15 protein-coding genes are annotated in these 20254 nt (G+C 67.3%); 4 read left to right on the top strand and 11 right to left on the bottom strand.

Annotated elements, in window-relative coordinates; genetic code table 11:
* The first annotated feature begins 47 nt into the window (after nucleotides 1-47).
* The gene (locus tag ACTOXK_RS08855; RefSeq protein ID WP_482277794.1) at nucleotides 48-2369 is read left to right on the top strand and encodes an FAD-dependent oxidoreductase; all 2322 of its coding nucleotides are present in this window, start codon (nucleotides 48-50) and stop codon (nucleotides 2367-2369) included.
* Between the two features lie 349 nt (nucleotides 2370-2718).
* Nucleotides 2719-3453, top strand: a complete 735-nt coding sequence (locus tag ACTOXK_RS08850) for a TlyA family RNA methyltransferase (protein ID WP_482279423.1) — start codon at nucleotides 2719-2721, stop codon at nucleotides 3451-3453.
* Between the two features lie 342 nt (nucleotides 3454-3795).
* Here the strand turns inward: ACTOXK_RS08850 and ACTOXK_RS08845 are convergent, their stop codons facing one another.
* The 3 genes from ACTOXK_RS08845 to ACTOXK_RS08835 form a co-directional block, all read right to left on the bottom strand.
* On the bottom strand, nucleotides 3796-4884 hold the full coding sequence (locus tag ACTOXK_RS08845; protein WP_482277792.1) for a hypothetical protein: 1089 nt from the start codon (nucleotides 4882-4884) through the stop codon (nucleotides 3796-3798).
* 444 nt (nucleotides 4885-5328) lie between these two features.
* Nucleotides 5329-6378 (bottom strand): aspartate-semialdehyde dehydrogenase, encoded by a 1050-nt coding sequence (locus ACTOXK_RS08840; protein WP_482277791.1) that lies wholly within the window; start codon nucleotides 6376-6378, stop codon nucleotides 5329-5331.
* 247 nt (nucleotides 6379-6625) lie between these two features.
* Nucleotides 6626-7903 (bottom strand): aspartate kinase, encoded by a 1278-nt coding sequence (locus ACTOXK_RS08835; RefSeq protein WP_482277790.1) that lies wholly within the window; start codon nucleotides 7901-7903, stop codon nucleotides 6626-6628.
* 222 nt (nucleotides 7904-8125) lie between these two features.
* On the opposite strand from ACTOXK_RS08835, the gene ACTOXK_RS08830 reads away from it, so the two are divergent.
* Together ACTOXK_RS08830 and ACTOXK_RS08825 are read left to right on the top strand one after the other, a co-directional pair.
* Complete coding sequence (locus tag ACTOXK_RS08830) at nucleotides 8126-8293, top strand: hypothetical protein (protein ID WP_482277789.1); 168 nt, start codon at nucleotides 8126-8128, stop codon at nucleotides 8291-8293.
* A complete protein-coding gene (locus tag ACTOXK_RS08825) occupies nucleotides 8287-9498 on the top strand; it encodes a trimeric intracellular cation channel family protein (protein WP_482277788.1) in 1212 nt (403 codons plus the stop codon). The genes ACTOXK_RS08830 and ACTOXK_RS08825 overlap by 7 nt, the downstream gene beginning before the upstream one ends.
* Before the next feature lie 89 nt (nucleotides 9499-9587).
* Here ACTOXK_RS08825 and ACTOXK_RS08820 read toward each other — a convergent pair whose 3' ends face one another.
* From ACTOXK_RS08820 to ACTOXK_RS08785, 8 genes are all read right to left on the bottom strand, one after another.
* Entirely contained in the window at nucleotides 9588-10217 is a 630-nt protein-coding gene (locus tag ACTOXK_RS08820) for a DUF47 domain-containing protein (RefSeq protein ID WP_482277787.1), read from the bottom strand.
* Between the two features lie 18 nt (nucleotides 10218-10235).
* Nucleotides 10236-11291, bottom strand: coding sequence for an inorganic phosphate transporter (locus ACTOXK_RS08815; RefSeq protein WP_482277786.1), 1056 nt, complete (start codon nucleotides 11289-11291; stop codon nucleotides 10236-10238).
* A gap of 118 nt (nucleotides 11292-11409) precedes the next feature.
* Nucleotides 11410-12084, bottom strand: coding sequence for an MBL fold metallo-hydrolase (locus tag ACTOXK_RS08810; protein ID WP_482277785.1), 675 nt, complete (start codon nucleotides 12082-12084; stop codon nucleotides 11410-11412).
* A 186-nt stretch (nucleotides 12085-12270) separates the two neighbouring features.
* Nucleotides 12271-14580, bottom strand: coding sequence for a RelA/SpoT family protein (locus ACTOXK_RS08805; RefSeq protein WP_482277828.1), 2310 nt, complete (start codon nucleotides 14578-14580; stop codon nucleotides 12271-12273).
* 88 nt (nucleotides 14581-14668) lie between these two features.
* The gene (gene recJ / locus ACTOXK_RS08800; protein WP_482279904.1) at nucleotides 14669-18010 is read right to left on the bottom strand and encodes a single-stranded-DNA-specific exonuclease RecJ; all 3342 of its coding nucleotides are present in this window, start codon (nucleotides 18008-18010) and stop codon (nucleotides 14669-14671) included.
* 93 nt (nucleotides 18011-18103) lie between these two features.
* Entirely contained in the window at nucleotides 18104-19045 is a 942-nt protein-coding gene (gene queF / locus ACTOXK_RS08795; RefSeq protein ID WP_482277783.1) for a preQ(1) synthase, read from the bottom strand.
* A gap of 3 nt (nucleotides 19046-19048) precedes the next feature.
* Nucleotides 19049-19744 (bottom strand): 7-cyano-7-deazaguanine synthase QueC, encoded by a 696-nt coding sequence (gene queC / locus ACTOXK_RS08790; protein WP_482277782.1) that lies wholly within the window; start codon nucleotides 19742-19744, stop codon nucleotides 19049-19051.
* Nucleotides 19745-20254 (bottom strand): hypothetical protein (locus ACTOXK_RS08785; RefSeq protein WP_482279903.1); only part of this gene is annotated, 510 nt, incomplete at its 5' end.

Below are 20254 nucleotides of genomic sequence, written 5' to 3'. Positions count from 1 at the left end.
CGGCGGAGCGCGAGCGCGCCCCGCCCCACCAAAGGAGGAGGACAACCATGCAGTCAGAGCAGCACGTGAACGTACCCCGGCCCCTCGAGCGCATCGTACCCACGCGGCGCGGATTCCTCAAGGGCACCCTGGTCGTAGCCGGGGCCGCGGGCCTGGCGGGCCTTGCCGCCGGGAACCTGACGGGATGCGCCGAGAACAGCGAGAGCGCCGGCGAGAAGGGCGCCGAGCCCCTCTCGTTCACGGCCGGCACCTACGAGGGCACCGCCACCGGCAAGCACGGCCCCATCGTCGTGGAGGCCACGTTCACGACCGACGCCATCGAGGCCGTGGCGGTCAAGAGCCACACCGAGACGGCCGACCTCAGCGACGTGGCCCTCGCGGTGCTGCCCGCGGCCATCGTCGCCAACCAGTCCCTGGCCGTGGACGCCATCTCCGGAGCCACCCTCACCTCCCTCGGCCTCATGGCCGCCGTGGCCGACGCCGCCGTGGCCGCCGGGGCCGACGAGGAGGCCCTGCGCCGCGCCCCGGCCGCCTACGAGGCCGCCCAGGCCATGACCCCCGGCACCTACCGTGCCCAGGCCTGGGGCAAGTGGAAGGAGAGCTCCATCGAGGGCGAGCGCCACGGTGCCCCGGCCCCCATCGAGCCCACCGAGGTGGAAGTGACCGTCAGCGAGAGCGCCATCGAGGCCATCACCGTGCTCACCTGCTCGGACACCCCCGGCTTCATGGAGCCGGCCCTCGAGCAGATGCCCGGGCGCATCATCGAGGCCCAGTCCCTCGCCGTGGACACCGTATCGGGCGCCACCCTCACCGCGGCCGCCATCGCCGCCGCCACCTGCCAATGCCTCCAGGAGGCCGGGGCCGACCTCGCCGGCTTCGCGAAGGCCCCGGCCCGCAGCGATGCCACCGAGGAGCTGAGCTGCGAGCTCGTCATCGTGGGCGCCGGGCTCACGGGCACCGCCGCGGCTCTGCGCGCCACCGAGGCCGGCATCGACACCATTGTCATCGAGCGCACCCACCGCGTCTCCGGCACCGGCGCCTGCTCCTCGGGCCCCTTCGCCGTCGGGGCCGCCATGGACGCCGAGGCCGGCATCACCCTGACCGCCGACGAGGCCTTCTCCCTGCGCATGGCCGAGGACCAGGGCCGCACCAACGCCCCGCTCGTGCGCCGCGTCATCGACGGCACCGGCCCCATGATCGACTGGCTGCAGGAGCGATGGGAGGCCATCGGGGGCAAGGGCTTCTCCATCAAGCCGAGCAAGGACCCCATGAACCTCATGCACATGTACGGGAAGGGCACCCAGAAGTTCCAGGATCTCTACGACGGCTACATCCTGCCCGCCGGGGCCTCGGTGCTCTTCGGCACGAAGCTCACGGCCATCGACACGGCCGAGGACGGCTCGGTGACCGCGGTGACCGCCACCCGCGAGGACGGCTCCACGGTCACGGTGGCCTGCAAGGCCGTGCTGCTGTGCACCGGCGGCTTCGGCGGCAACCCCTCCATGATGGCCGAGCGCCTCAACGGCGTGTTCGACAACGTCGGCCTGGCCTCCAACACCGGCGACGCCATCGTGCTGTGCGAAGAGCTCGGCTGCAAGCTGTCCGACGACCTGTCGCCGGCCCTGGCCGAGTTCTGCGGCAACGACGTGCTCGACTACTACGCCGGCTACATGAAGTTCATCAACCAGCTCGGCTTCCTCATGCTGGACCCGGCCGGCGCCCGCTTCATGAACGAGGAGCTCTGCCTCACCGAGAGCAACAGCATAGGCGCCGCCGCTATGCGCCGCGCCTCCTGGAGCTGGGTCGTCCTCACCCAGAAGGATCTGGACAGCCTGCGGGAGAAGGGCGTGTGGGGCCACCTCACCAAGGAGTACTGCGACCAGTACGAGATGCGCAGCCGCATCATCGAGCCGGTCTACGCCACCATCGCCGACGAGATGGAGCAGTGCATCGCCTATGGCCAGGCCTACCGGGCCGACACCCTGGAGGAGCTCGGCCGGGCCGTGGGCTTCGACGAGGCCTCCTACAGCGCCGCGATCGCCGACTACCGGGCCGCCGTCGCCAACGGCGCCGACCCGCTCTTCGGCAAGGACCCGCGCCTGCTCTACCCGCTCGACGAGGGCCCCTTCTACGCCGTGCGCATCATCTCGCCCATCGACAACACCTACAACGGCGTGCGGGTGGACACCTCCTTCCGCGCCCTGGACGCCCGTCTCCAGCCGGCCTTCCCCGGTCTCTACCTCGCCGGCATGGACAGCGGCGGCTACTTCACCTACCCCTACTCCAACTTCCTCGGCTCCTCCTCGAGCTACTGCCTCACCTCGGGCATGCTCGCCGCCGACTCCATCGCCGCGTTCCTCGGCAAGTAGCCGCGCCGCTGCGTCGGGGCCGCCGTCCCCGCGACAGCCCCGACGCTCCCCGCGGCCGCGCGATTCTCCGGCTCCCTCCCCGGCCGCGCCGATCCCCTCTCTCCGATCGGCGCGGCCGCCCTTTCCGTCAGCGCGGTCGCCCCCTCCTCGGGCCACCACAGCCGCCCCGCAACGGCCGTCCCCCGTATCGGCAGGGCCGTCTCGCGCAACCGTCGCACGGCAGCCGCCCGGAGCGGGAAGCCCTGGGTCGCAGCGGACGCCCTCCCCTCTGGAGCCATCCTCTGGCGGGTCGCGCCCCGCAACGGCCCGGTCGCGCTATAATGGCCCCATGGATAAGAAGCCGAAAAAAATGCGCCTGGACGACCTGCTCGTAGAACGGGGAGACTTCCCCACCCGCGACGGCGCCCTGCGGGCGGTCATAGCCCGGGAAGTGCGCGTAAACGATGTGTACGCGACGAGCGCCGCCGCGAAGGTGGCGCCCGATGCCGATGTCTTCATCCGAGGCCGCAAGCGGTTCGTCTCGCGCGGGGGCAAGAAGCTCCAGGGGGCCCTCGATGCCTTCGGCCAAGGGGCAGCGGGCCTGAACTGCCTCGATATCGGCTCGTCCACCGGCGGCTTCACCGACTGCCTCCTGCAAGCCGGCGCGGCGCGGGTGGCGGCCCTGGATGTGAACTACGGGCAGCTGGCCTGGAAGATCCGCCAGGACCCGCGAGTGGCCGTCTTCGAGCGCACCAACATCAAGGACGCCGACCCGGCGGCCCTGGGCGCCCCCTTCGACCTCATCGTCATCGATGTGTCCTTCATCGGCCTGGCAGCCCTGGCTCCGGTCTTCCCCCGCTTCAGCCGCGCGGGCACCGTCTTCATCGGCCTGGTGAAGCCCCAGTTTGAATCGGCCCACGACGAGACCGACCGCGGCGTCGTGCGCGATGAGGCCGTACGCCTGCGCACCGTCGAAGAGGTGAAGGAGGCCCTTGCGACCGTCGGATTCACCGTGACCGGCGTCGCAGAATCCCCCATCACCGGCCCCGAGGGCAACGTCGAGTACCTCGTCCGCGCCGTGTACCGCGACGATTCAAGAGGTTGACGGCCGCCTCGGCCAACGAACCTTTCCGTTTCTGCACGAGATCGCGAGTTATCAGCGTCTGAGCACGCCCCCTTTCCGTCTTTCGAAAGGGAGCGTTGACAGAATCCCAAGTCAGACACTTTTCATCAAACGGCTGCGCCGCCGATCCTCAATATCGGGCGCTTATAACTCGTGATCCGCTGCAATTTCGGGGCAGTTCGCCGACCGAGGGCCAGGCGCACGGCACCAACCACAACGGGTGTGGCTGGCACCTTCTATACGGAAGACGTCCTTCAGCGGGAGAAAGCCGCCCCCTCCCCGAAGGCAAAGAAGCTACCTGCCGTTCGCCGTAGTCAAACGGAGCTAAGTATCGCTTGTATCCAGGGCGGACAACGAGAGGCGCCGGTGATGAAATACACGTAAATCATGACGGAGTTGCGCGTGGCGGCTGGGAAAAGAAGCAGGGCGGGCAGAGGCTCTGCCCCTCGTTTTGCTCGAGAGGGTGTCGGCTATCTCGATAAACTCGGAGATGCTGTCAAGCTGCGAGGAAGTAACCGTCACGACATCGAAGCCGTCGGCGAGCAGGGCATCGCGCCGTCGGGAGTCGTGCGCCTGCTGATGTCGTTCGGTATGGTAGGCGCGACCATCGTACTCTGCCGCAACGCGCGCCTGCGGCCACAGCAGGTCGCACACCACCCGATTGCCCCGCGCGATGCGTGCCGCCCCTTCCGAAAGCACAACCGGCTCGTTGGCGAGCGCCAACGGCAAGCCCAGGCCGCCCCATCGCATGGGCGTCATAAGCAGGGCGCCCATTTCCGTTTCCTTCACAGAGGCAGACTTCACGCCAACGAATTGCACGGCAATGCGCGCCTTATGAAGCCCCTTCACGCGCTTGACGCGGTTGATAAACGCAGCAAGCCGATCCGATGTCGTGAGCTGCGCCCTCACGAGCGTACCTGGCCGTTCTCCGTCTAAAGGATAGCATCCGCAAAGCTCGTAGCCCAAAGCGATAAGCTCGCCGACGGAAAGGGTCTCGGCCATTTGAACGAACACAAGCTCGGGAGAGCACACGGCAACACCTGGAGCGATTTTAAGGAAAGCCCCGCGCGGAAGCGCTGCAGCAAGCTGATGAAAGCGAATGCGCTTCGTGGAGTGACGTCCCGTTCTAGGTCGCGCGATGACGTGGATGGGGTTCTCAGCCGTAGCATCTTCCCACAGCTTTTCGAGTATACGCCTCAAGCTGGCCTTCTTTACGTCTGCAATTGCCGCGCGGACGGCGGCTTCAGTATCTGCCGCGCGCGCAAGCGAACCAAAGCCCTTCAAATGAGCGGAAGGGAGATGCCCCACATCGCGAGTACGCAGATCGTGAAAGGAGCGCAACGTCAGAGGATGGTTGCACGACCATGTTCTGAGAAGGCCGAGGGCCGTTGTATGGCTGAAGATCGTTTCCATGTCCTGCAAGATAACAGGCCTCGCGCGCCGGCGACGACAATCGTCGCAAATCTATCGAACTGACATTCATGAGCGAAGCGCTGTTCTTTGGGCTACCCCCGCCGTGCCCCTAGGACATTTGAGAGCACGCGCGGTCAACGAAGACACCTCGTTTTGCACGAGATCGCGAGTTATAAGCGTCTCGACTACTGCACCGCAATCACAGCTTGGGGAGGATCTCCGAAAAACTCCTGGTCAAACGGTCAGATGAACCGCCAGACTTTCTCGGCAGAACAAAAATCGTCCCCCGAGGCGCTTATAACTCGCGATCTTGCGCAGAAAAGGTCCCTTTCGGATACCGAGCGGAAAAGCCGGGCATTCCCCTCCCCGCACGCGACCCCATGTTGCCGACAAAAAAGACGGCCCGAAGGCCGCCTACGATATCGGAGTTGGACCAGCCATGCCCTAGGGCAGCAGCAGCTGGGCGATCTGCACGGCGTTCAGCGCGGCGCCCTTGCGAATCTGGTCGGCCACGTTCCAGAAGGCGATGCCGTGGGGCACCGTGGGATCCTGGCGCAAACGACCGATGAAGGTGCCGTCGGTACCGGCGAGCAGGCCGGGCATGGGGTATACCTTGTTGTCGGTGTCGTCCATGACCACCACGCCCGGGGCGGCTTCCAGGGCGGCGCGGGCCGCGTCCACGGTCACCTCGTTGGCGAACTCCACGTTGATGGCCTCGCCGTGGCAACGCAGCACCGGCACGCGCACGCAGGTGGCGCTCACCTGAATGTCCTCGTCGCCCATGATCTTCTTGGTCTCCACGACCATTTTCCACTCTTCCTTGGTGGAGCCGTCGTCCAAGAACACGTCGATATGCGGGATGCAGTTGAACGAGATGCGATGGGCGAAGGCGTCGATGACCAGCTCGTCCTCGGGCGTGCCGTCCAGGAAGGCGCGAGTCTGATCGTACAGCTCGGCCATGGCCGGGGCGCCGGCACCCGAAGCCGCCTGGTAGGTGGACACCACGACGCGCTTGATGGGCGACAGATCGTAGAGCGGCTTTAGGGCCACTACCATCTGGATGGTGGAGCAGTTCGGGTTCGCGATGACGCCGGAATGCCAGGCCACGTCCTGAGGGTTCACCTCGGGCACCACGAGCGGCACGTCCTCGTCCATGCGGAAGGCGCTCGAGTTGTCGATCATGACGGCGCCGGCCGCCACCACGGCATCGCGCATCTCCTTGGACACCGAGCCGCCGGCGGAGAACAGGGCGATGTCCACGCCCTCGAAGGCCGCCGGAGTCATCTCCTGCACCACCAGCTCGCCGGCCGGCACCAGGCCGCAGCCCTCGAAGGGCACCTTCTTGCCCGCCGACCGCGCACTGGCCAAAGCCCGCACCTCAGCAGCCGGGAAGTCCACGTCGTGCAGCACGCGCAAAAACTCCTGCCCCACCGCGCCCGTGGCACCGGCCACCGCCACCACCGGATTTTTCGGCATCTCTTTCGTCCAAGCCATGGGTTCTCTCCCCTTCTCTCATGTGTTCTGCTCGGTTGTCCGGCAAGGGCATGGGCCCTTGCCCTACTTCTTCACATCACCGGTTCGCCCAAGGAAGTCAGCGAGGGCTCGACCGGTGCCTGGCATGGGGCCGAACCGCGGCCGAGCGGCCTTCGTGCCGCGAGGGAAAGCGGTGAAGCGCAAGGCCAGGTGCCCGTCGGAACCGCAGCGTCGGCCCGTTCCGTCGTTGCGTAGCAACGACGGAACATCACCGCCCCTTCTTCATCTTCGCGGCAATCTCCTCGGCGGACAGCTGGGTCTCCACGAACAGGTCGTCGGAATCCAGGCCGAAGGCGGTGTGCAGGCACTGGACCGCCTGAGCAGCCTGGGCCGCGTCCACGATCACCGACAGGCGGATGGGGGACGTGGAGATGGCCACGATGTTGATGTTGTTATCGCCCAGGGTCTGGAAGGCCCGCGAGGCCACGCCCGGAGACGACTTCATACCGGTGCCCACGAGGCTCACCTTCGCGATATCCTCGTCCACGATGAACTCGCGGCCGCCGATCTCGGGCACCACGCGGGCCAGGGTCTCCCGGGCCCGGCCCAGATCGGCACCGGGGGTGGTGAACGAGATGTCGGTGACGCCGCCCTCGGCCACGTTCTGGATGATCATGTCCAGGTTCACATTGTTCGCGGCTAGGGCCGAGAACATCTTCGCGGCCACGGCCGGGGCGTCGGGCAGCCCGCGCACGGTGACCTTCACCTCGGACGTGTCGCTCGCGATGCCGGTGATGACGGCTTCTTCCATTTCGTACTCCTCCTTGATATAGGTGCCTTCCGCCTCGGAGAACGCCGAGCGGGAATGGATGACCACCTTCCACTTGCGCGCGAACTCCACCGCACGGCTCTGGAGCACCCCCGAGCCGGCGCTGGAGAGCTCCAGCATGTCGTCGTAGCAGACGGAATCGAGCTTGCGGGCCCGCGGGGCCACACGGGGGTCGGTGGTGTAGACGCCGTCCACATCGGAATAGATCTCGCACACATCGGCGTTGATGCCCCAGGCGATGGCCACGGCCGTGGTGTCCGAGCCGCCGCGCCCCAGGGTGGTGATGTCGCCGTTGGCGTCGATGCCCTGGAACCCGGCCACAACGGGAATGTAGCCGGCCTCGAGCGCATCCAAGATACGCTCGTTGTGCACCTTGATGATCTTGGCCTTGTTGTGGGTGCCGTCGGTCTCGATGCCGGCCTGGCGACCAGTGAAGCTCATGGACTTGTAGCCCATGGACTCGATGGCCATGGCCAAAAGGGTCATGGACACCTGCTCGCCGGTGGACAGGAGCCGATCCAGCTCGCGGGAGGGCGGGGCCGCGGTCACGGCGCTCGCGAGGCCCATGAGCTCGTCGGTGGTCTTGCCCATGGCCGATACCACGGCCACGACCTCCACCCCCTGCTGCCGCATGCGCACCAAACGCTTCGCGACGTTCTTGATGCGCTCGGGCGACGCGACCGAGGTACCGCCGAACTTCGCTACGATCAAAGACATGGCACCCTCTCCTCTTCAGCATGCGGGGAATTGCCTTGCGGATAATAGTGAGCCCCACTATAACAAAAACAAGGCCATGTGTCGGTTTTCCGACGGTAGACGGGCGCGGGCCGCTGACGGAACGTCCATTGTTTATGATGGCCCTGTTGCGTACTATAGGCACTTCGCCGAGCGCCCCGGGCCTCGGCGCCCTGCCATCCGAAGCCATCGGGAGGAGCCTGTATGCCGACCACCACCGCCTGCGACCCCCTTGTCGCGGGCCCGCACCGCTGCCCCATCGAGCGCCGACGGAGGCTCTGCGCCCTGCGCCCCGCGCCCGTCGCAGGCCGTCCCCAAACGGTCGCGCCCGCCGGCACCCTCACGACGAAGGCGGGGGCGCCGTCGTGCTAGAGACCGCCTTCACCCTCCCCTTCTGGTTCGAGTTCGCCGCTACGGTCACCGGCGGCCTGTCCGGCGGCATGTCCGCCGTGCGGGCCCGCTACGACATCTTCGGCACCGTGGCCATCGCCTGCATCACCGGTATGGGGGGCGGCATCATCCGCGACATCCTCCTGCAGAACTACGGCCTCTACGCCTTCCAGAGCCCCTGGTTCCTTCTGTCCTGCGCCGTGGCCGGCGTGGTGGTGTTCTACTTCGGCAAGCTGGCCACCTACCTGGATCCCATCGTGGATCTGCTCGACAACATCTCCGTGGCCCTGTGGGCCATCATCGGCGCGTCGAAGAGCCTGTCGGCCGGCCTCACCATCATTCCCTCGGTGGTGCTCGGCACCATCACCGCCATCGGCGGGGGCATCTCCCGCGACGTGCTCATGAACCGGCCGCCCGTGGCCTTCCAGACCGGCCCCATCTACGGCAGCGCGGCCCTCATCGGCTGCATCGTGTACTGCCCGCTGAAGGTGAACGGCATCCTGCCCGATTCGGCAGGGTTCCTCTGCGCGGCCCTCATCATGGCCCTGCGCTACCTGTCTCTCATCATGGGCTGGCGCACCAAGCCGCCGCGGGACTACTCCGACCGCGTGGTGGAAAGCGTCGTGCGGCCCGCCCGCTTCATCGCCCGCAAGGTGCACGTGCCCGTGGGCAAGACGGCCCGCGAGCGCCAGGGAAATACCCGCCTCGAGCGCTTCAAGCGCCAGGGCAAGCGCCTCTACGACCGCCTGAGCGGCCGGTGGATGGATGAAACCGGCGAGCAGATGCAGCCCACGGTGCTCATGGACAAGCTGGAGTTGCCCGTGGTGGAGGCCCCTGCTGCAGCCCGCGGCGCCGAGGGCGCCGGCCCCGACCCCTCCGACCGCCTCTTCGTGGATCGCGACGAGCTCTACCGCATCATCGGCCTGGATCCGACCCCCGAGCCCGAGCCGCCCTGCGATCCCTTCGAGCCCCAGACCCCCGAGCCGGTCCGCCATCGCTCCAAGAGCCAGGTGAAGGCCGGCAACCCCCGCGCCCGCAAGAAAGCGGAGGCGGGGACGCAGGAGCCAGCGGCCGCAAAGCCCCGAGACGCCGAGGCCGGGGAAGACGGCGGCGTCGGGGAAGATGCCGCGACCGCCCCCGACGAACCGGCTCCCGATCCGACCGATCAGCCCAATCAGCCGTCCTAGCACAGCACGAGGGCCCCGACACCGTGTCGGGGCCCTCGCCTTTATAACGTGCTTGTCCACCGCCCTCGCAGGGGCGGCCGGCCGAAACGCTACATGTTCTTCAGCAGGATAGTGCTCATGAGATCGGCCGTGTGCTCGCAGGCATCGCAGCAGCTCTCCATGTGATCGTACAGGCGCGACCACTTCAGCACGTGCACCGGCTCGTCGGCGTGGTTCACGTGCAGGTTGCGGATAACTTCCACGTACAGTGTGTCGGCCTCGTCCTCGTAGTTGCTCACCTCGATGACCAGCTGCTTGAAGCTCTTGGAGCGCTTGAAGTTGCGGAAGTCCTCCATGGCCACGTGCACCGCCTTGCAGGACTTGCGGATGATCGTGGCGAAGCGCTTGGCGTCATCGGGAATCTGGTGCACATCGTACATGTACAGGTACTGGAGCACGTCCTCCATCTCGTCGAGGATGTTGTCGAGGGCCTGGGCCAAGGCCACGATGTCCTCGCGGTCGAACGGCGGCATGAAGTCGCCGGCCACGTGCTTGTAGATGTCGTGGTTGATGGTATCGCCAGCATGCTCCAGCTCGTGGGCCTCCTCGAGCATGGGACGCAGGGCCGCGGCATCGGTGAACTCGTCCATGGCACGGATGAGCACGCCGGCCTCCTGGACGGCCAGATCGGACAGCTCCTCGTAGGCGCTGAAATAATCGTACTTGTGCTTCTTACCCACTGTGTTCTCCTTTTCGCGTTACAGGATCATAAGAAACAACTTCGCGCAGATGTAGCCGAGAATGCCGCACCCGGGGAAGGTGAGCACCCACGTCTTCACCATGTCGATGGCGATGGACCACTTCACGCTCTTGGGGCTCTTGGCCGCCCCCACGCCCATGATGGCCGTAGTGTTGGTGTGGGTGGTCGAAACGGGAAGGCCGCCGAAGGTGGCCAGAAAAAGGCTGATGAACGTGGACAACGAGGCGGCGAAGCCCTGGAAGGCCTCCAGCTTCACCATATCCATGCCCACGGACTTAATGATGCGCTCGCCGCCCACGGCGGTGCCGAAACCCATGTTGAACGCGCAGAAGATCATGAGCCACATGGGCATGGCCACGCCAGAGAGATCCATGCCCATGCCGGCGGTCATCATGATGGCCAGCATGAAGATGGACATGAACTTCTGACCGTCCTGGGCACCGTGCATGAAAGCCACCGCGGCCCCCGAGCCCACCTGGGCCCACTTGAAGAACCGGTTGGCCCGGACCCGGTCGGCGTTGCGGAACACGCGCCCGATGACCTTGTAGTTGATCCAGCCGAGGCCGAAGCCGAGCAGGGTGGACAGCAAGATGCCGTAGACCACCTTCATCCACTCAGCGCCGTTGATGGCGTCCAGGCTGCCCTGCACGGCGATGGCCGCGCCGGTAAGACCGGCAATGAGCGAATGGGACTGGGAGGTGGGAATGCCGAACCACCAGGCCGCCGCGCCCCATACGATGATGGCCACCATGGCCGCCATGAGAGCCGTCAGGGCCTGATGGGAATCGCCGCCGAAGTTCACCATGGAGAAGATGGTGTGGGCCACGGCCGTGGACACGAGAGACACGAGCAGGAGCCCGAGGAAGTTGAAGACGGCCGCCATGATGATGGCGTGGCGCGGCTTCATGGCACGGGTGGACACCGCCGTGGCAATGGCGTTGGGGGCATCGGTGGCGCCATTCACGATGATGACGCCGATGTTGAGCAGCGTCACCACCAGCAAGATGGGGTTCTGCATCAACTCAGAGAGGAAAAAAGTCCACTCGATGGTCACGGAGTTCCTTCCAACGGACGGTTCGGTGCCGAAAAAGCGTACCGCCCTAAGTCTACCCTATGACAAGGCGCCTTACCGTGCAAACTCCCCGTGTTTTTTGTCAATCTTGGCACGAGCCCTACTCCGGGTCGCCGTAGAGGGCGAAGACGCGGCGGCGCTCGGCGCCGATGGTGGTGAGGCTGTTGTGGCCGGGCAGCACGGCCGTGTCATCGGGCAGGGCCGCCAGCTTCTTCAGGGAGGCGCGCATATCGGCCATGGAACCGCCCTCGAAGTCGGTGCGGCCGATGGTGCCGGCGAACAGGGTGTCGCCGGAGATGAGCACCGGCAGCCCCTCGGGATGGTTGCCGAATTGAGGGATGTTGAACAGGCAGAGGGAACCGGGGGTGTGCCCCGGGGTCTCGATGACCTTCCACTTCATGGAGCCCACCTCCACGATGTCGCCCTGGGCCACGGTGCGGTCCACCGGGCAAGGGACGCCGCGACTGGCCAGATCGGCGCCGGCGGGGTTCTCGATCTGGGGGGCATCGAGCACCGAGGCGATGACCGGAGCGCCCGTGGCCTCCCGCAGGGCCGCTGCGGCCCCGGTGTGGTCGAAGTGGCCGTGGGTGAGCACGATGGCGTCGAGCCTCGCCTCGCCCAGAGCCGCGAGGATCTTCTCGGCATCGCAGGAGGGGTCCACCACGAAGGTGCCCTCCCCGTCGGAGACGAGGTACACGTTGTTGGCGAGCACCCCCATCACCATGTACCTCACATCAACGCACAGCCCGCTCACGTCATACAATTCCACAGCCATTGCTCGTCCTTTCTTGAGATCATCCGGAGGGGAGCCGCCAGATACCTTGATTCGCTCAAACAGTCCTCGCTCTGCGAAACAGTCCGCCGGACTGTTTCGTTCGCTGCGGAACTCGCTCGGTCAAGGCACCCGACGTCTTCCCCCAAGCTCATTCTTTCTTGAGGTCATCCGGGGCGTCCCGGTCGGCTACTTAGCCGAACGAGACCCGTTGGGCATCATTCTATGGGCATCGAAGACGCCGTCCACATCGGTCAGGCGCTTTGTCATGCGCTTGATGATCGACAGATCGCTCAGCTGGAACAAAAAGCGCATCTCCACCATGCTGTCGCGATGGGTGGTGGTGTTGCAGGACAGCACGTTGGCCCCCATCTCGGAGATCACCCGGGTCACGTCCAGCAGCAGGTTCATGCGGTCGAGGGCCTCGATGTAGATCTCCACCTGGTAGGTGGCCGCCGCCGAGGGGCTACCCTCCCATTCCACGTCGATGATGCGCTCGGGATGGCGCTTCAGGTCGATGGCGTTGGGGCAGTCGGCCCGGTGCACCGACACGCCGCGGCCCCGGGTCACAAACCCCAGAATGTCATCGCCGGGCACGGGGTTGCAGCAGCGCGACAGGCGCACGAGCACGTCGTCGACCCCCTTCACCACAATGCCCTGGGAGGTGTGGGTCTCGTGCTTCTTGGGGCGCTTCACGCTCGTGAGCATGGGGGGCATGATGCCCGTGGAAGAGGCCGAGGAGCCCACCGAGGGCTTGCCCGCCTCCTCGTTGCCCTTGTCCACGAGGATCTTCAGCAGGCGGTTGCTCACGTGCTGGGCCCGCTCCTTACCAGCGCCCACCTGCACGAACATATCGTCGGGATCCTTGAAGCCCATGGCCTCGGCCACCAGCTTCAGCGCCCGCAGCGACTGGGCGTTGGAGATGCCCAGGCCGTGCTTGCGCATCTCCCGGGCCAGCATGTCGCGGCCCATCTGAAGATCGTCGGAGCGCGTCACCTTCGAGAAGTAGGAGCGAATCTTGCTGCGGGCCGAGGGGGTCTTCACGAGCCCCAGCCAGTCTCGGGAGGGCCCGGCGCTCTTCTGGGTGAGAATCTCCACGCGGTCGCCCACCTGCAGCTTGTAGGAGAGGGGCACGATGGAGCCGTTCACCTTGGCCCCGACGCAGTGGTTGCCCACCTCGGTGTGGATGGCGTAGGCGAAGTCGATGGGGGTGGAACCGGCCCGCAGGGAGATGACCTCGCCCTGGGGCGTGAAGACGAACACCTCGGAGTTGTCGAGGTCCATCTTGAGGGACTTCAAGAACTCTCGGGAGTCCTCGGTCTCGTCCTGCCAGTCCACCATCTGGCGCAGCCACGCCAGCTGGGCGTCCAGGTTGTCCTTGCCGCCGGGGCGCGAGCCGCCCGTCTCCTTGTAGCGCCAGTGGGCCGCCACGCCGTACTCGGAGTTGCGGTGCATCTCCTCGGTGCGGATCTGCACCTCCAAGGGCCGGCCCGTCGGGCCCATGACCGTCGTGTGCAGCGACTGGTACATGTTGAACTTCGGCATGGCGATGTAGTCTTTGAAGCGGCCGGGCATGGGATGCCAGATGGTGTGCACCGCGCCCAGGGCCGAGTAGCAGTCCTTCACCGAGCTCGTGATGATGCGCACGGCGATGAGGTCGTAGATCTCCGAGAAGCCCTTCCCCTTCTTGGTCATCTTCTGGTAGATGGAGTACAGGTGCTTGGGCCGGCCCATGATCTGGGCGGTGATGCCGAGCTTGTCCATCTCGTCGTGGAGCACCGCGATGACGTCGGCCAGGTACTTCTCGCGCTCGGCGCGAGACTCGGTGACCATGCGGGACACCTGCTTGTACTTGTTGGGCTCCAGGTAGAAGAAGGACAGGTCCTCCAGCTCCCACTTGATGGAGTTGATGCCGAGGCGGTGGGCGATGGGAGCATAGATCTCCAGCGTCTCGCGGGACTTGAAGATGCGCCGATCCTCCCGCAGGGCCGCGAGCGTGCGCATGTTGTGCAGGCGGTCGGCCAGCTTGATGACGATGACGCGGATGTCCTTGGACATGGCCACGAACATCTTGCGAATGGTGGCGGCCTGCTCGTCGGTGAGCGACTCCACCTCGATGCGGGTGATCTTGGTGACCCCCTCCACCAAAGCTCTCACCTGGGGGTTGAAGACGCGCTCCACCTCCTCGCCGGTTACCTTCGTGTCCTCCACCGTGTCGTGGAGCAGCGCCGCGGCGATGGTCTCGGCATCCATACGCAGATCGGCCAGGATGATGCTCACCTCGATGGGGTGGATGATGAAGGGCTCACCGGACTTGCGGCACTGGCCCGCATGGGCCTCGGCCGCGAACTCGAAGGCCCGCTTCAGTATGGCCTCCTCGGCCTCGTCCATGTAGGCGGCCGTGAGCCGTTGCAGCTCGGCGAAGCGGTCGGCGGGAGTGGAAGCCGCCGAGGCGGCGGACTGGCCCGTGGGATCGGGGCGCCCGAGCAGGGCGTCCACGGTCTGCTTGGTGGCCGCGCCGCTCGGCGCGCCCGGGGCCGGGCAGGCGTTGATCTCGTCTCTCTCAGCGCTCACAGCGCTCCCCTTCCTAATCGTTGCGGCCGCGCTGCGGCACGATGGGATGCGACAGGTGCACGGTGAGCCCTTGGGCATCGAGCCCCAGGGCCCAATCGCGGAAGCCGCCGAATCCCGTTCTCTCGTCGATGCCCTCGCGATAGCGCACCGAGTCGGTGAGCTCCACGCGGTCGGCCCCCTCCTGCACCCGCACCCACAGGGCCTCCCGGCCGGCTTCCCGCACGGTGCGCGTCTCGATGAGACCGAGCTCGCGGAAGACCGCCAGGCCGCAGGCGGCGGATACGGGGCTGACCGTATGGAAGCCGTCAGAAGCACCGTGGGCCAGGTCGGCCGGCCCGGCGCAGAAGTAGTCGTTGGGGCATTCCCGCTGCAAGTGGCGCAGACGGCGGTACACCTGGGCCATCACGTCGTGGTCCGGCGTAGCCTCGGCCAGGATGCGCTCGTTCAAGGCCGCGTCGCCCCGGCCGTAGAGCAGGTGCACCCACGCGGGCTTCCCGTCGCGGCCCGCTCGGCCGCTCATCTGGTTGAACTCCACATCGCTGAAGGGCAGGTGGTACAGCACCACATGGCGGATGTTGGGGATGTCCACCCCCTCGCCGAAGGCCGAGGTGGCCACGAGCACCTTCAGGTCGTCGTTGCGGAACAGCTCCTCCACCCGCTGGCGCTCGGCCCGGGACAGCCCGGCGTTGTAGAAGCCGATGAGGCAGGCCAGCTGGGGCACCCGGCGCCGCAGCAGCCGGGCCAGGGCCACGGAGTGCTCCCGCGAGTTCACGTACACGACGGTCTTCTCGCCGGAGGCCACCAAGTTGGCCAGGTAGTCGTCCCGATGGGCGATGTTGCGCTGGTCGTCCAGGTACAGGTTGTCGCGGCCCGTCTCGTCGATGACCGACGCGCTCAGGGGCAGCACGGCCCCGATATCGTCGGCGATGCAGTCGTTGGCCGTCGCCGTCACGGCGAGCACCGTGGGCTCCCCGAGCCGCGCGAGCGCCCGTCCCAGCTGGGTGTAGGCCACGCGCTGGCCAGCCTTGGCCTGGCCGATGTGATGGGCCTCGTCCACCACGACGAAGCCGATGCGCCCGGAGGCGGCCAGCTCGTCGGTGTGGAACATGAGGTACTCCGGGGTGGTGAGCACGATGTCCACCGAGCCGTCGGCCAGCCCCGCGTACACCCGGGCCCGCTCCTCGGGGGTGCTCTCCCCCGTGATGACCGCGCTCGCAATGCCGAAGCGCTCCAGGCCGGCGCGCAGGTGGAACACCTGGTCGGCGATGAGGGCTCGCAGCGGGTAGATGAACAGGCTCGCCTCGCGGGCCGCCAGGGCGCGCACGGCGGCGTGCACCTGGAAGCACAGCGACTTGCCGCGGCCCGTGGCCATGACGGCGAAGGTGGACTGGCCGGCGGCCAGGGCGTCGAGGATGCGGCGCTGGGCCGGGTGCAGGGGCGCCTCGCCGATGATGGCGGCCACGATCTGCGCCTCCAGCCCCGCCGGATCGCGCTCGGCCACGGCCTCCCAACGACGGCGCACCGCGGCCAGGTCGGGCGCCTCGGCATCGGGCATGGCCTCGCGGGCGGGGGCAGCGTCGCCCTCGGCCCCGTCGCGCTCGGCGAAGAGCTCCTCGCAGAAGGTGCGGGCCTCCGGGTCGAGGCAGGCCTCCAGGGCGCCGCAGGTGCGGGCCGGGGCGATGGTCTCCAGCATGGCCTTCACCGAATGGCGGCCGCGCCACTCGTCGATCTGCACCGTGAAGGCGGCGTCCACCACGGCATCGTTCACGAGCAGCGCCTCAATGGCGGCGCAGTGGAACATGATGCCGGCCACCGAGGCCCGGCCGTTGGTGAGGGTGCAGGCGAAGTGGTCCTTGGTCTGGCCCACGGCCCGGGTGTTCGCCAGGGTGACGTTGCGGGCGAGAAAGACCGGCTGGGGGTTCTCCTGGCCGAAAGGAGCCAGGCGGTCCACCATGGCCACGGTCTCCAGCGTCAGCTCGTCCAGGCTCACGGCGGCGTCCACGGTGGTGAGGGGATGGAAGGCCGCCTCGGGCAGCCGCTGCATGTAGGCGTCGAGCCCCTCGGCGAAGGCGCGCAGGTTCTCCACGGGGATAGTGACCCCCACGGCGGCCCCGTGGCCGCCGAAGCGGGTGGTGAGGTGCGAGAGCGACTCCACGGCCTCGAACAGGTTCACGTTGCCCACGGACCGGCCCGAGCCCCGGGCCTCGTCGCCGTCCACGGTGAACAGCAGCGAGGGCACCCCGTAGGTGTTCACGAGGCGGGAGGCCACGATGCCCTTCACGCCCTCGTGCCAGCCCTCGCCGGCCACCACCAGGGCCCGCTGGCCGTGGTAGATCTCGCTGGCCTGGGCGCGGGCGATGTCGGAGAGCTCGGCCTCGATGGCCCGGCGCTGGTTGTTCACCTCTTCCAGGCGCTCGGCCATGGCGCAGCACTCGCCGTAGTTGTCGCACATGAGCAGATCCAGGGCCAGATCGGCATTGCCCATGCGCCCGGCGGCGTTCAGGCGCGGGATGAGGGAGAAGGACAGGTTGGTAGCGGTCATGGGCTTGCCCGCCTGGCCCGTGGTGGCCAGCAGGGCTGCGATACAGGGCCGTGGGTTCGCGTTCATGCGGGCCAGGCCGTCGGCCACGAGGGCCCGGTTCTCGTCGCGCATGGGCATGAGGTCGGCCACGGTGCCCAAGGTGGCGAAGTCGGTGTAGCTGCGCCACAGGTGCGGGAACCCGAGGCGCGCGCCGAGCATCTGCATGAGCTTCAGGGCCACGCCCACGCCGGCCAGAATGGCGCTCGGGCAGCCCGGCTCCATCTTCGGGTCGGCCACGCACACCCCCTCGGGCACCAGGTCGGCGGCCTCGTGGTGGTCGGTGATGTACACCTCGATGCCGGTCTTCACGATCTCGGCCACCTCGTGCTTGCAGGCGATGCCGCAGTCCACGGTGACGATGACGTCCGGCTCCAGCTCCCGGGCCCGCTCGAAGGCGGCGGCCGTGATGCCGTAGCCCTCCTCGAAGCGGCGCGGGATGAAGGGGAAGGCGCAGCCGCCCAGGGCCCGCAGGCCGCGGGTGAGCACCGTGGTGGCGGAGATGCCGTCCAGGTCGAAGTCGCCGAATACGAGGATGCGCTTCTTCGCCTCGAGGGCCGCCGCCAAACCGTCGGCCAGCTCGGGCAGCCCGGGGATGTCGCGGGGGTTCAGCCAGTCGCGGTCGAGCGAGGGGCTCAGGAAGTGCCGCGCCGCCGCGGGCGTGTCGATGCCGCGGCCGACGAGGGTGGCGGCGATGAAGCGGGGCAGGGCCAGCTCGCGCTGGAGGCAACGGACGGCCTCGGGAGCGGCTTCCCTGATACTGAACTGCGCTGTCATGGTCTTTCGGGCTACCTAACGTGCGAAATGCTCTTGTTTCTCATGGGCCATTCTCCCACAAAGCGCCCCCGCTGTCATCGACCGCGCGCCGTTTTACCGATTGTCCACCTTCTCGGGGTACAGGTCGTGGTTGGCCAGGCGCGTCCAGGCCACTTCCTCCCACCGGGTGCCGGGACGGCCGTAGTTGCAGTACGGGTCGATGGAGATGCCGCCCCGGGGCGTGAACTTGCCCCACACCTCGATGTACTTCGGATCCATGAGCGCGATGAGGTCCTTCATGATGATGTTCATGCAGTCCTCGTGGAAGTCGCCGTGGTTGCGGAAGCTGAACAGGTACAGCTTCAGGCTCTTGGATTCCACCATGCGCTCGCCGGGCACGTAGGAGATGTAGATGGTGGCGAAGTCCGGCTGGCCGGTGATGGGGCATAGGCTCGTGAACTCGGGGCAGTTGAACTTCACGAAGTAGTCGTTGCCCGGGTGCTTGTTCTCGAAGGTCTCCAGCACGCTCGGATCGTAATCGGTCGGGTACTGGGTGCCCTGGCTGCCCAGGTGCGTGACGCCGCCGGCCCGGGCCTCGTCCTCGTCGCGGCCCGCGGCCGGGGCCGGAGCGGGGGCCTTCGCGGCCCGGGCGCTGCCGACGGCTTTCGCGGCCTTCTTCGCCGGGGCCTTCGCGGACTTCGCCGTCTTTGCGGGCGCGGCCTCCGTCGCCTTCGGGGCGGCCTCATCCTCCGAAGCCGCCGCCTTCGCCTTCTTGGCCGTACCGGCGGCGATCTTCTGGCGCTTCACCGCATCTACGTAGTGCTGGGGTGCCGTGGCCGTGCGCAGGCCCTCTTCGCGGGCGCTGGCCAAGTCGATGGCCTCGCTGCCGCGAGTCGCGGCCCGCGCGGACGACAAGGTCGGGGCGGGCTGTTCCCGCTCCAAGTGGGCCGCGATGGCGGCCAGGGCCGAGGAGTCCACTGACCCCTCGGTGCTCGCCGTTGCCGCCCCATCGGTATCTTCCCCGAACAGCGCTTCGGCCATTTCCATCGGTTTCATGGGCTATCCCTTCAACGCGGGGTCTTCAACATGGTTGGCGGCGAAGGCCGCCGCCCGGTCGAGGCAGGTGGCGCACGCGCCGCAGGGGGCCGCACCCCCCTCGTAGCAGGACCAGGTCAGCTCGTAGGGCACAGCCAGGCGCAGCCCCTCGGCCACGATGTCTGCCTTCGACCAGGTCACGAACGGGGCCTCCAGACGCAACTCACCGCCGGTGCCCTCGGCGATGGCGGCGGCCATGGCCTCCACGAACGCCGGCGAGCAATCGGGGTAGGCGGCGCCGGCCCAGTCGTCGTGGTGGGCGCCGTAGAGCACCACCGAGCAGCCCAGGGAAAGGGCCATGGAAGCCGCCGAGGACAGGAACAGCCCGTTGCGGAAGGGCACGTAGGTGCTCACGATGCCCCCCTCGGCCGCTTCCTGCTGCTCCCCGTAGGAGCCCGCGGGCACCGCCTCGTCGGAGTGGGACAAAAGCGAGCAGGCGCTGTCGGCGAAGATGGCCCCCAAGTCCAGGAAGCGCTGCTCCACCCCGTAGTGGGCCGCCACGGCCCGGGCCGCCTCGATCTCGCGGATGTGCCTCTGCCCGTAGCTGATGGACAGAGCGTACACGTTCTCGGCGCCGAAGCGCTCCACGGCCCCGGCGAGCAGCGTCGTGGAATCCACGCCGCCCGAGCACAGCACGAGGGCCTTTTCCCGATGGCTCATCTACACTCCCTTGGTCTCGTTAGGCCAGATGATCTTGTGCAGCTGCAGCTGCAAGCGGGCGCGATCCAGGCCGTGCTCGATGAGGTAGGCGGCGATGGCGGCCGGCTCCAGGGTGCCCCACACGGGGCTCGCGAGCACCGTGCAGCGATCCCACAGCGCCGCCTCGTCGGCCATACGCTCCATGAAGGCCAGGTCCTCCTCGCTGCCCACGACGAACTTCACGGCATCGCGGTCGTCCAGCAAATCGTAGTTCTCGCGGCGCATGGCGGCCGACACGGCCTCACCGGCCGTAGGCGTCTTCCAATCCACGGTGAAGTGCAGGCTGCCCGGCAGCCCCGCCTCGGCGCAGGCCTCGCGCAAGTGGGCCAGGGGGGCCAGATCGCGCGAGCCGTTGGTCTCGATCTCCACCCGCAGGGGACAGGGGCTCTCCACCGACAGCAGCGCCTGCACCAGATCGGGCAGGTAGGGCTGCAGAAGCGGCTCGCCGCCGGTGAGCGTCACGCAGGACAC

The sequence above is a fragment of the Adlercreutzia sp. genome (genome assembly GCF_056795635.1).
The sequence above is the reverse complement of the archived record's forward strand: the minus strand, read 5'-3'. Positions and strand labels throughout refer to the sequence as shown.